This window comes from Pseudovibrio sp. WM33 (assembly GCF_001623165.1).
GTDB lineage: Bacteria > Pseudomonadota > Alphaproteobacteria > Rhizobiales > Stappiaceae > Pseudovibrio.
The window spans coordinates 1-9,640 of sequence record NZ_LMCK01000148.1 but is presented as its reverse complement, the minus strand read 5'-3'; the positions used below and the strand labels follow the sequence as shown (position 1 = coordinate 9,640).

The following is a 9,640-nucleotide window of genomic DNA, read 5'->3' as shown; positions in this document are numbered from 1 at the left end:
GTGCGAGGGAGCGTGCAGGTGCAGTAATCCTCTACGCAGTCGCAACGGCTTGCATCTTTGTCAGAGCAGGAGGGGCACGGGGTTTTGTCGGCTGTGCCGGTTTGGGCTTCCAGCATGTTCGCCACCATCTCAAAGACCTCGCTGCAGACTGCCTCCAGGTCGATAAGTTTCAAGACGTGGTCGCGATGGAACTTGTTGCAGGCAGCGGCGGCTTCTTTGAATGTGCTGTGTGTCTTGTTGTCTGAAGAATAGATGCCGTTGGCGTTCTGGAAGTATGCGAGCCAATCGGTTTTCCCGTTATACCAGTCCCGACGCACGATCATGTAGAGCATAAGAGGCGGCTTGGAGTAGAACTCGAAGGTCTTAAAGTGAGTGTCCTGAGGTGGGCGAGACTGCCGTTCTGACCAACGAAGCGGGTAGATGAACTCCTCAATGATCCGCTTGAATGCAGGCATAGAGTAGCCAGCGGTTCTGGCTGTTTCTCTGATGGTCTCGACTGCTGACGCTGTGGCTCTAGATGCTAAGACTGGCATGATTAGCTCCGTGTTTCTTTCTCGCTTTTTTGGTAAGCGAGAATGACCTTCGCGGCGTGCCAAGAAAGATCGGTTTGATTGTTTGGGGTGAGTTCGTCGAAGGGCACTTTGTTGCTCGGAGACTGTGTTTCCCAATAAGCTTGCGAAGCAGTTCTCAGGGCAGATGGTTTGAGGTCTTCAATTGCGAGAGAGCCGGTTCCGTCGCAGCGCCCACACTCGCTCAGGGCGAGGTGGAAGTAGTCATCGCGTCCGGTTCCAGCGCAGGTGGGGCACTTCATTGCTCGTTCTCCTGCTGTAGGGTTGCGCCATAGCGAACGGGCACTTGACCAAACCAGTAGAGTTGCCACATGCGGAGGGTGTTCACGGTGAAGATGAGAGGGAGGAAGGTCATGCGAATTCCTCTTCAGTCTCTTGTTCCCAGATCTCGAAGGGCTTCTTCGTGGGGAGCTTTCCCAGTTTCATCGGCATAATCACGCCGAATGCTTCAGCGACTTGCTCAAACGTGACTAATGCAGGCTTAGGCTCACCATTGGGGTGTATTTCGCAGCTGCGTGCGTGCAAGACCGTGCCTATGTCGTTGAGGAGTTGGACGTACTTAGGGTCGTACTTGGCAAGCGACTTTTCATAGTCATCGCTGGGTATGACGTCGCGCCAGTTTGGGAAGTTGAAGTCTGCATTCTCCCAGCCAAAACTCAGAGGGTGTCCCTTTACTGCGGTTGGCGTCAGTAGATAAGGCTCATTCCGGTTATGTTTGGTCAGCTTGGGAAGTATCTCGATGATCTGGCGAGGAATGACAAAGCTACCGCTGCCAACGTTCTCTTTGAGCTTTACGGACTGCGCAAGCAGTATGTAGCCGTTTGTTGCGATCAGCAGAGCGCTGTCATCTTTGAACTCTACACGAAGACAAGTGAGGTAGGCTCTGAACTTCTCGACAGTCTTGAGCACCTTTTGGGCTGCTTTAAGTTTGTAGAGAGGAACAGGAATACTGGGGAACAGATTTTGGGAGTTCGCTTTACGTTTCATAGGCGCATGAACCTTCTAGCGTTCGTTTAGGACGTCAAAAGAGGAAAGCTGGGTGCTGATGAACTCAGAGGAGATGCTCTGTTTTGCCTCGATTACTGTTTCATCAAGGGCGGGGGCGAGGAGCAGCAGCACTATGGCGAAGACCACCAGAACGGATAGCTTCGCGGCCTCGTTCACGTGGAACAGGATCTCGCGGCAGAGATTGCTAGATACGACTTTCTCAATGCAATTCATGGGACTGTTCCTCGTGATTGAGGGGAGCGAAGAGGTGAAGTGTTGGAGGCCCTAAAGAGTGCCTGCTGGAATTGCGGTCTCCATTTGCTGAAGCATCTTCACCAGCGCGATATCGGCGTTGGTGAGAGTTTCGTGCATGGCGAGGATGCGAGCGCTGATCGCACGGCGATCCTGCGGGGTCTCTTTGACCATGAAGCTCAAGTCAGAGAGGAACGTGCAGAGGTCTCTATGAGCGTCCTTTGTCTGGGTGAGCGCTTCTTCGCCCACTTGCTGTACGGTTTTGGAGGGTGCTTGAGCTGGGCTCTGTTTAGTCGCAGGGAATTGAATGATTGTGGCGCTATGCATCGAAATACTCCCTTTTGGAGATAGAGAGACAGAGCAGGGCCCTCTCTCTCTATTTTGTGTTAGGCGGTGGTGTCTTCATCTTCCTTTGAGAGTGTCTCGGCGAACTGGTTCACCAAGATCTCTTCTGCAACGTTTGAGACGATTGCCTTCCCTGCACGCAAAGCGAGAGTTGCTTTATCTGTGTCAGACACCGCGGCGCTTTTGATCTGGCTGGTCAGGTTGTCAATTCCCGGTTGTAGATCGTCGCGTGTGTCCCGCACCTTTTTGTCATCAATCTGAGATGTCATCTCGTTCACCCTCTGCGATAAATAAATCTGAAACTGCTGCTACTGCTTGCTGAGGTTGGTTGTCGCTATCGATGTAGAGAACGACCACAGCACTAAGGGCTGCATCTCGTTGCACAATACCGATGTTGCATCGGCCTAAGTCTTCAGGCGGGCTCCTTCGAAAACGGACTAATGAGCCAGCTGGAAGTCGAGACAGTTTTCTTCGATGTTCACGAAGAAGCTTAATTGCTTCAAATTCGGTCATGATATTCAAATCCACACAGTCAGTGTAAAAAATATGCTCTGAGTATACGCAATTGTCAATGCATATGGCATAAATATTATGCTCAGCGTCCGAAAAATGAATTTAGGACACGAGTCAAACTATGTTGATTGTTAGATTTAAGGGGTAATTTCGTTAGGTTTTATGTGGATATCTGCATCCAATTGCTCTTTGGGTATTTGGAGGTACCAATATGGTGGCGCGTTTAGTGCTCTATCAGGCAGCTGCTAAGCTGATTTCTGAGTTTGAGAAAAACGGCTTTGAGATTGTTCAGGGGGAATCGTTTGCCGCTGCTGAAGAGGCTTTGCCCGAGGCTAAGGGCGGGCTTACACCGCATTTTGCATATTCTCTCAACGCACAGAGTAAAGAGAATGTTGCGTGGCTAGGGCTGAGGTTAGTTGGTGAGAAGCATTTATGTGGGTTTGCGGCAATTAGGCTAGAGCCGCTGCAAGGGTTGGCGTTGTCGGACTTCTTGGCCACTTATTGGCGATTGCGATATGTTGATGTTGATGGCAATCCTGTACAGGTGACGAATGTTCAGCCTGAGATCGCGAAGCGTATTTCGGGGCAGGTTGGATACCTGGGCGATCTTTGGATAAGGCCAGATCTCAGGAAACGGGGTTACGCGCGCAGATTGATGGAGTTCGCGCAGATTATGGCTTTTGATCTTTGGCGACTTGATTGGATTTATTGCTGGATGCGTCCCACTGATTTCTTGAATGGAAATGGAGCGCGCTGGGGATGGTTGGTGGGTCAGTCAGATGGCATTCGCTTTGAGGTGCCGTCTCGAGACTTTCCAAAGGGGTTGGCGTTTTGTGCAAACCCTTCATACGCTCTGAATCAGTTGATTAGTGATATAGCGCGAGATGATTGATCAGGTAGCTCTTTCGTGAAAACTACAAGCTGTGAAATTCCTGCTCGTGAATGTACGGGCAGGATTAGTCTGCAATACTCGCGATAGTTATTGTCGGAAAGGTTTGCGCCGATCAGGTCAAAAATTGGCTTGTTTGACTGGTGTGCATTCCAATAACTGCTTGCCACCAATTGTCGATATGTCAGTGACATCGCCTTTCTGGCTCTGGTTGGGTGTTGAGCCCAGTCCGCCCCGAACACGTGACGTGCGAAGCTGTCGTTGCCTATCATTAGAATGTCAGGGCTGTCGCTGGGGGTGGCAGGTGGCGCCATGAGTAGTACTTTGCGTGCGTAATCGATGAACTCGGGTGAGAGGTGCCCATTGGATTTATTCCAGATGTGCAAAAGCTGTGCACCCGTTGTGCTCAACTCTTCGAGTATGAGTGCAGTAGCGGGGCGCCTCTTGGTGTACTCAAGCAACTTCCTGCTCCTGTTTCTGTTGTGTGTACGCCAGAACCAGCGCGGGGCGAAAGGCGTTGATTACTTCTTTTTGCTGCTTTTCGCTTAGTAAATCGATGTAGGGGCAATCGTAAAGATTAACACACATCATCTTAAGTGGTGTGATTAGGTCGTACTTTTCGGCGGTCTTAATAAGGTCCAAAACTTCCTCTTTGTGTGAGAAGGTTGGACGATGCCAGATCAGTGATAGTGCGCTTTCGTTGTCCATATGGTCTCTCTTTAGGTACTTATGGTTAGAGCGCGTAGCGAAACTTTAGGACAGTATCCTTCAGTTAAAAAATATCACTTATCAGTCTTTTTCTTCTTTGCAGCGTTATAAATATTTTCAACTATAATAGATAAATCTCTAATGCTACCCCTGCCATCAAGAATTTGCTCTTCAAGTCTTATTCCTTCTTCAAAAGACTTTAAGAATAACTCTAAGTCAAGCTTATCCGTTTGTGGTCTATCAGAATTGTTCGCCATTTCACCCAGCAGGCTGTGTGTTAGGTCATCAGCGTCTGGTTTTGCATCATCGGGTGATCGGCCTTCTCCATACAAAAGGAACTGGGGAGATGTTTTGAAGCGGCGGGCATAGTGAGCAGCCTCTTCATGACCGAATGCCCTAGAGCCGTTCTCGTGGCTTGAGTAGGTGCTAACGTTGACGCCAAGAGACTTGGCGGCTGCTGTAGCTGTTTTAAAGCCTGCATTGAAGCGGGCTGTTCTAAGTCTTTCGTGTGGTTCCATAGCTCCACAGTGCCAATCGGCTTTATGCATTGGGTGTTGACTTTGGACTATGCATCTGGCATTGAAAATACACGTGTCGAGTAAATATTATACCCACGGGATTTTATAGCGATGCTAGAGCCTACCGAAATTCGAATGAAAGCTAAGCTTACTCAGGTGGAGATGGCGCGTGCGCTTGGGTGCTCTCAAAGCTGCGTCTCTCGTGTTGAACGGGATGGTTTCTCTGAGAAAACTGCCGTTCTCGAAAGGTCTTACCAGCTTTTCATGTTGGAGCAACTGCAATTGACCGATGAAGAAAACCTCCCTGTTGCTAAGAGTTGATTGGTAGGAGTCGGCTGCTAGAGAGACGATATCTCCAACACAGCCAGCCTCATCACGCAACACATCTTTTGAGAGAGTTGGTGTCGTGTTTATATCTGATGAATTTCGTGTAACTTTTGCACATCACGCAGTGAGAGTCCGCTGCACGACCATTTTTGAACTCATCAATGAAGTTGCTCACTGGCCTTACGCTCTTCGTTTGCGTGCTGAAGAGGGGTAGAGCGGATGTGTGCTTCAAATTTCCAACAAGATAGGGATTTTGGCTCGGCTTTCGATCCAAGTTTGAGCCGCTGTGCCTTCGATAAGAGGGGTGTCTTCACCGTTCCGCAGCCAATCTATCCTATCACTGCGAAAAGTTCGCTCCTCATCAAGATCGTGGCAGTAGGAGTCAATATATATGAAACTCCCTCCCAGTTCCTCCGGCGGCTTACGGACTGTCTTGACGGTGATATAGAACTCGTTTTCCTCGCCATTTGCATTTGTATATCCGATCACCAAATTACACCCGATGAGGGCGGGAGACTTTCTAGGGAAAGCAGGTGCTCTTGTCTCTGCGTGATAAGAAATGTTTTTAGTGCCCGTGCTGAAACCTCGCCAGAGAATGACAAGGGTGCCCACTATAACAAGCAATATAAAATACTCGCCCATCAATCTTTCCTCTCCTTAATTGAGTGGAATTCCAGCAGGCCAAGCCCCGAGAGTCGAGACGTGGTTTTCGCGGGAGGTTTGGCATGAACACTCAGAATACGTGGGCAGAGCAAAGCCCTACCCACAAGCCTGAACAGGTCAGGTGGTGTCTTCTTAATCGAGTTCCTCAGCTAGTACTTGGTCCTGTAATAGCTCTAGATGATAGTTGTACGACCTTGCTAACAGAGCCTGAAACAGGCTTGTTTCATCAGTTGCTTTTGGTTCAGAGCATTTTTCGCGGGATATGGCATTTCGAATGCTTACCAACTGATCGTTGGGCAAAGTTCTCACCGCGCTCAAAAGCACTTTGTATGCAGCGTTTTCTGCGGCTAACTCCACATGTTGTTCAAGCAGACTTTCATACCCATCAATATACCTTGATAGAGTTCCACCCATGCTGGCCGTTCCTTTCCTGCCAGTGTGCGCAGAGAGCTTTGCTATGTTGGCGCATCCGGCAAGGCTCTCTGCATCTTTTTGCGATGCTGATTGCAACACGCATTCACCTGAACGTCGATCTACGGAATCCCTCGGGAGGGTTGCTGCATGAGCTCTCCTAAGAACTTACGAGCGGTCATGGCGTCTCGGGTAGAGCCTGAGAAGTTTGGCGACTATTTTCCTACGCCACCATGGGCAACGCGTGCTCTGTGCGCATTGCTTTTGCGCATCAAGCAAGTTGGCGAGGCGGGTTGGGAGCCGTTGAAGGTTTGGGAATGTGCTTGTGGTGGTGGGCATATGGCGATCCCGCTCCGAGAATACTTTGATTTGGTTTGGTCATCCGATCTGTTCAATCGTGGATTTGGTGATGCACATGGGGAGTTTTGGGACTTCCTGACAGTGCTCCCTGAGTGGCAATTCCCTGCCGGAACCTTTGATTGGATTATCACCAATCCGCCCTTTGGCATGTTGGCTCAGCAGTTCGTGGAACGTGCATTGGCCCATAAGCCCAAGCGAGGCGTTGCTGTGCTTGTTCCATTGAGGTGGCTGGAGACAATCGAGCGTGTTGCAACACTGTTTCTTGCTCATCCACCTGCAATCGTGGCGGTTTTTGCTGAAAGGGTGCCGATCCATAAGGGGCGATATGATCCCAAAGGGTCCACTGCAACGGCGTATTGCTGGATCATTTTTCGGACAGATCAAGAGGCAAGCTCTACCCAGCTCATCTGGGTGCCTCCCGGCTCCAAAGGACAATTTTCAAAGCTAAATGACCTAGAACTGGCTACTGGCCCTGAACTTCAGGATCAACCTGGCCCTTTGTTTTCTCTCCCTGAAACAATGGAGGCTTGCAGTGCGTGAATTTCGAAACATTGAAGAGTGGCGGCGCGAGTTCTCGCAATACCATATGGAATCCGGCACCTGCTTGGTGCTGCATACGCTAAGCCTGTTTGTCGGCGGTGTTGGTGAGGCTTTCACGGTGCCCGTTAGCGATCTGGCAGAGCGGGCCAACTTGAGCAAACCGGTGGTGACCAAGCACCTTAAGAAGGCACAACGGGCTGGCTGGATTGGTGTACGGCGCTTCGATTCGGCGGGCGCAAAGCTCAGGCGAAACGACTACATGCTCAAGTCTCCTGAAATAGAAGTGGAGGGCTGGGTATGAGCGGAGACCGAAAGGCATGGAAATGGCGGCAAGCCTTCTGCCAGTCTGATCTTCCAGCGACCACAAGGCTCTTGCTGCAAACCTTGAGCATGTTCATGAACACAATGGGGGAGAGCTGCTATCCGTCAATTGAAGATTTGATGGAGTATAGCGGGCTGAGCAAGCGGGCTGTTCTCAACCATATCGAGACGGCTCGTGCTGCTGGTTGGATCAAGGTCAGTCAACATGGTTTCAGAGGGCAAAGATGGAAGCGCCATGAGTACGTGGCGCGGTGGCCTGAGCGTGATTTAGTTGCGCCCAGCTTATCTGAGCGGATGGTCAAAACTGCCGAGTTTGAAGAGGAAGGCGGTGCACCAGATGCACCAGCTCACTCAAAAAAGGTGGTGCACGAGGTGCATGAAGGTGGTGCACCTGATGCACCTAAGGTGGTGCACGACGTGCACCAAGATAAGAACAGTCCATTTAACAATCCAATACCAGTCCAGAAGAGAGAGGGCGCGTGTAAGAGCGAGAATGTTAAAAATGACAATAAGGGCAAAGTCTCTCGTGAAACGTGGGTTCGAAGGCTGAAAAAGGTTCATGCTGGCTGGTCGACAGGGGCAGGCGACAGTGTGGAAGCTGCTGAGCGGCTGTGGTTTGGACTGACTGAGGAGGAACGCAATCAGGCTGCAAAGCTGGCGAAATCTTACGAGAAACACATCAGGGATTTAGGTCGCACCAAGATTTGCTCTCTGCTGACTTATCTCAAGGAAAAGCGGTGGGAGCTGCTGCCCAAAGGCTCTGGAAATGAGGGCGGAGAGGTGCAGGTAGCCAAGCGCTATGGCAAGCTTTGGGGTGTTTATCGGTTTTCCGAACTGCTCAAGCCTCCCCTTGCGCCTGAGAATTTTCCGAAACCACCTTCGATAATCCAAGGGCGCCTAACGGCTGGAGGAGATATCGAAAAGCAAGAGAAGCTGGACCGGTTGTCGAAATACGGTTGGAAATCTGTTGTTCTCATGCATCAAGCTGCCGAACGGAAGCGAAGTGGCGGAACTGTCCCAAATGAGTTGTCTTCGTTGGGTGATGAGTTTGAAGCTGTAAAGGTTGGCAGCGAGATCTGGCAGGCTTGGAAGCAGCTTCACCAGGAGCGCGGCTGGCCTAGGTTTGCTCCTGATCATGCGCTGCCAGAGTGGGTCTGGATGCCGAGACTTGTTGGTGATGAATACGAGACTTTGCTTGAGGCTGTGACAGCAGCTCTTGAGAGCTTTGAAGCAGCGCACAATCAAGTCACCAACACCACAACGGCAACTCAGGAGGCTGCTGAATGACGAAGACTGCTCCCAACGAGGAAAGACGAGCGCTTGAGCGCAACTATCAGTTCATGCGTTCGCTCATCAGAAGCAGCTCGCTTGAGTGGATTGTGGTGCGAACCAATCCGAATTGCGAGGACCGTGCTTTCGAGGGTATCACTGCTACTGGTCTGATCGGTTACTTGCCGATGATGACTGATGATCGGAAATCGAAGACAAGGAAGAAGCGGATCACCGTGAGTTGTCTGATGTTCCCTCGTTACTTGTTCGTAGGGTTGGCTGCGAATGCTGGCCAGACCTGCGATTTAGTTCGACAATGTGATGGTGTGGAAAAAATTCTTTCGAGCACTCCAGAGGGAGCGCCACATCGCGTGCCGGTGCGAGAAATGCTTCGTGTCATTGATACGGCTTGCGATGCTGAGGTTGGACGTAAACTGATTAAGGGTCAGCTGCTTAGCATTGGCAGTAATATTCTGTTGGAAGCTGGAACCGGTGCTCAATTGAAGGGGGTGGTGCGTGATGTTAGGAAGCGCGGTGAGCTGGTCGATGTGGAGGTTGAAGCATTCGGGCGAGTGGTTAAGGCAACTGTGACAGTTGACAAACTTACGCTAGGATAACCATGATGAGCCTAGGACGATCACGTGAATCTCTTGGGGCCTGAGCGGCTAGAACCCGCTACACCAAACAGAAGCGACCCAGACACGAGACCCAGTCAACACAAGACGCCAGATGGCGGAGTTGGCGCGAAGAGTTTCTATGGAATTTCGACACGCATGCAGAGTGCGTCAAACTGGTTCGCTGAGAGGCGGGCCTTTTTTCTGTTTGAAGGCAGCTTCCTTTGCCACTCAAATCCATCAGCCCCCGCTTGAACACATTGGGTTCAACGCTGCGCAAAGCGCCTAAGGCGGTTGATCCGTTCTACCTCACGGCTGAATGGAAGGCTCTCGCCAAGTACATCAAGCAGCTGC

General features: G+C 50.7%; 16 protein-coding genes. 6 read left to right on the top strand and 10 right to left on the bottom strand.

From position 1 onward, the window contains the following. The 6 genes from PsWM33_RS25300 to PsWM33_RS28225 form a co-directional block, all read right to left on the bottom strand. Positions 1-533 (bottom strand): hypothetical protein (locus tag PsWM33_RS25300; RefSeq protein WP_153040013.1); only part of this gene is annotated, 533 nt, incomplete at its 3' end. A 2-nt stretch (positions 534-535) separates the two neighbouring features. Continuing rightward, entirely contained in the window at positions 536-811 is a 276-nt protein-coding gene (locus tag PsWM33_RS25295) for a hypothetical protein (RefSeq protein ID WP_063302071.1), read from the bottom strand. Positions 812-920: 109 nt separating this feature from the next. Further along, positions 921-1,556, bottom strand: a complete 636-nt coding sequence (locus tag PsWM33_RS25290; RefSeq protein WP_063302070.1) for a hypothetical protein — start codon at positions 1,554-1,556, stop codon at positions 921-923. Between the two features lie 15 nt (positions 1,557-1,571). Next, positions 1,572-1,790, bottom strand: a complete 219-nt coding sequence (locus PsWM33_RS25285) for a hypothetical protein (protein WP_063302069.1) — start codon at positions 1,788-1,790, stop codon at positions 1,572-1,574. Between the two features lie 51 nt (positions 1,791-1,841). After that, complete coding sequence (locus PsWM33_RS25280) at positions 1,842-2,135, bottom strand: hypothetical protein (RefSeq protein ID WP_063302068.1); 294 nt, start codon at positions 2,133-2,135, stop codon at positions 1,842-1,844. A gap of 59 nt (positions 2,136-2,194) precedes the next feature. Further along, positions 2,195-2,422: a hypothetical protein gene (locus PsWM33_RS28225; RefSeq protein ID WP_208981011.1), complete on the bottom strand. Its 228-nt coding sequence runs from the start codon at positions 2,420-2,422 to the stop codon at positions 2,195-2,197. Between the two features lie 455 nt (positions 2,423-2,877). Here PsWM33_RS28225 and PsWM33_RS25270 point away from each other — a divergent pair, with 455 nt between their 5' ends. Beyond that, positions 2,878-3,558, top strand: coding sequence for a GNAT family N-acetyltransferase (locus PsWM33_RS25270; protein WP_063302067.1), 681 nt, complete (start codon positions 2,878-2,880; stop codon positions 3,556-3,558). Positions 3,559-4,008: 450 nt separating this feature from the next. Here the strand turns inward: PsWM33_RS25270 and PsWM33_RS25260 are convergent, their stop codons facing one another. Continuing rightward, positions 4,009-4,263: a hypothetical protein gene (locus tag PsWM33_RS25260; RefSeq protein WP_057464815.1), complete on the bottom strand. Its 255-nt coding sequence runs from the start codon at positions 4,261-4,263 to the stop codon at positions 4,009-4,011. A gap of 74 nt (positions 4,264-4,337) precedes the next feature. Then, entirely contained in the window at positions 4,338-4,811 is a 474-nt protein-coding gene (locus tag PsWM33_RS25255) for a helix-turn-helix domain-containing protein (RefSeq protein WP_057464816.1), read from the bottom strand. Between the two features lie 105 nt (positions 4,812-4,916). Here PsWM33_RS25255 and PsWM33_RS27225 point away from each other — a divergent pair, with 105 nt between their 5' ends. Beyond that, entirely contained in the window at positions 4,917-5,102 is a 186-nt protein-coding gene (locus PsWM33_RS27225) for a helix-turn-helix domain-containing protein (RefSeq protein WP_057464817.1), read from the top strand. 234 nt (positions 5,103-5,336) lie between these two features. Here the strand turns inward: PsWM33_RS27225 and PsWM33_RS25250 are convergent, their stop codons facing one another. After that, positions 5,337-5,750 carry a hypothetical protein gene (locus tag PsWM33_RS25250; RefSeq protein ID WP_057464818.1) on the bottom strand — a complete coding sequence of 138 codons (414 nt, stop codon included), beginning with the start codon at positions 5,748-5,750 and terminating at the stop codon, positions 5,337-5,339. A 153-nt stretch (positions 5,751-5,903) separates the two neighbouring features. Next, the gene (locus PsWM33_RS25245) at positions 5,904-6,284 is read right to left on the bottom strand and encodes a hypothetical protein (protein ID WP_057464819.1); all 381 of its coding nucleotides are present in this window, start codon (positions 6,282-6,284) and stop codon (positions 5,904-5,906) included. 48 nt (positions 6,285-6,332) lie between these two features. Between PsWM33_RS25245 and PsWM33_RS25240 the strand changes: the two genes are divergently transcribed. From PsWM33_RS25240 to PsWM33_RS25225, 4 genes are read left to right on the top strand one after another with little or no spacing between them, the layout of a single operon-like run. Beyond that, the gene (locus PsWM33_RS25240; protein ID WP_063302066.1) at positions 6,333-7,082 is read left to right on the top strand and encodes a class I SAM-dependent methyltransferase; all 750 of its coding nucleotides are present in this window, start codon (positions 6,333-6,335) and stop codon (positions 7,080-7,082) included. Continuing rightward, positions 7,075-7,383 (top strand): winged helix-turn-helix transcriptional regulator, encoded by a 309-nt coding sequence (locus PsWM33_RS25235; protein ID WP_153040012.1) that lies wholly within the window; start codon positions 7,075-7,077, stop codon positions 7,381-7,383. The genes PsWM33_RS25240 and PsWM33_RS25235 overlap by 8 nt, the downstream gene beginning before the upstream one ends. Continuing rightward, positions 7,380-8,690 (top strand): helix-turn-helix domain-containing protein, encoded by a 1,311-nt coding sequence (locus tag PsWM33_RS25230; protein ID WP_063302064.1) that lies wholly within the window; start codon positions 7,380-7,382, stop codon positions 8,688-8,690. Before PsWM33_RS25235 ends, PsWM33_RS25230 begins: the two co-directional genes overlap by 4 nt. Next, positions 8,687-9,289, top strand: coding sequence for a transcription termination/antitermination NusG family protein (locus PsWM33_RS25225; protein ID WP_063302063.1), 603 nt, complete (start codon positions 8,687-8,689; stop codon positions 9,287-9,289). The genes PsWM33_RS25230 and PsWM33_RS25225 overlap by 4 nt, the downstream gene beginning before the upstream one ends. Positions 9,290-9,640 lie beyond the last annotated feature (351 nt).

Bases quoted from the DNA above. Each gene is read 5' to 3' on its own strand.
- PsWM33_RS25295 (WP_063302071.1), bottom strand. From the start codon at position 811: ATGAAGTGCCCCACCTGCGCTGGAACCGGACGCGATGACTACTTCCAC.
- PsWM33_RS25290 (WP_063302070.1), bottom strand. From the start codon at position 1,556: ATGAAACGTAAAGCGAACTCCCAAAATCTGTTCCCCAGTATTCCTGTT.
- PsWM33_RS25285 (WP_063302069.1), bottom strand. From the start codon at position 1,790: ATGAATTGCATTGAGAAAGTCGTATCTAGCAATCTCTGCCGCGAGATC.
- PsWM33_RS25280 (WP_063302068.1), bottom strand. From the start codon at position 2,135: ATGCATAGCGCCACAATCATTCAATTCCCTGCGACTAAACAGAGCCCA.
- PsWM33_RS28225 (WP_208981011.1), bottom strand. From the start codon at position 2,422: ATGACATCTCAGATTGATGACAAAAAGGTGCGGGACACACGCGACGAT.
- PsWM33_RS25270 (WP_063302067.1), top strand. From the start codon at position 2,878: ATGGTGGCGCGTTTAGTGCTCTATCAGGCAGCTGCTAAGCTGATTTCT.
- PsWM33_RS25260 (WP_057464815.1), bottom strand. From the start codon at position 4,263: ATGGACAACGAAAGCGCACTATCACTGATCTGGCATCGTCCAACCTTC.
- PsWM33_RS25255 (WP_057464816.1), bottom strand. From the start codon at position 4,811: ATGCATAAAGCCGATTGGCACTGTGGAGCTATGGAACCACACGAAAGA.
- PsWM33_RS27225 (WP_057464817.1), top strand. From the start codon at position 4,917: ATGAAAGCTAAGCTTACTCAGGTGGAGATGGCGCGTGCGCTTGGGTGC.
- PsWM33_RS25250 (WP_057464818.1), bottom strand. From the start codon at position 5,750: ATGGGCGAGTATTTTATATTGCTTGTTATAGTGGGCACCCTTGTCATT.
- PsWM33_RS25240 (WP_063302066.1), top strand. From the start codon at position 6,333: ATGAGCTCTCCTAAGAACTTACGAGCGGTCATGGCGTCTCGGGTAGAG.
- PsWM33_RS25230 (WP_063302064.1), top strand. From the start codon at position 7,380: ATGAGCGGAGACCGAAAGGCATGGAAATGGCGGCAAGCCTTCTGCCAG.
- PsWM33_RS25225 (WP_063302063.1), top strand. From the start codon at position 8,687: ATGACGAAGACTGCTCCCAACGAGGAAAGACGAGCGCTTGAGCGCAAC.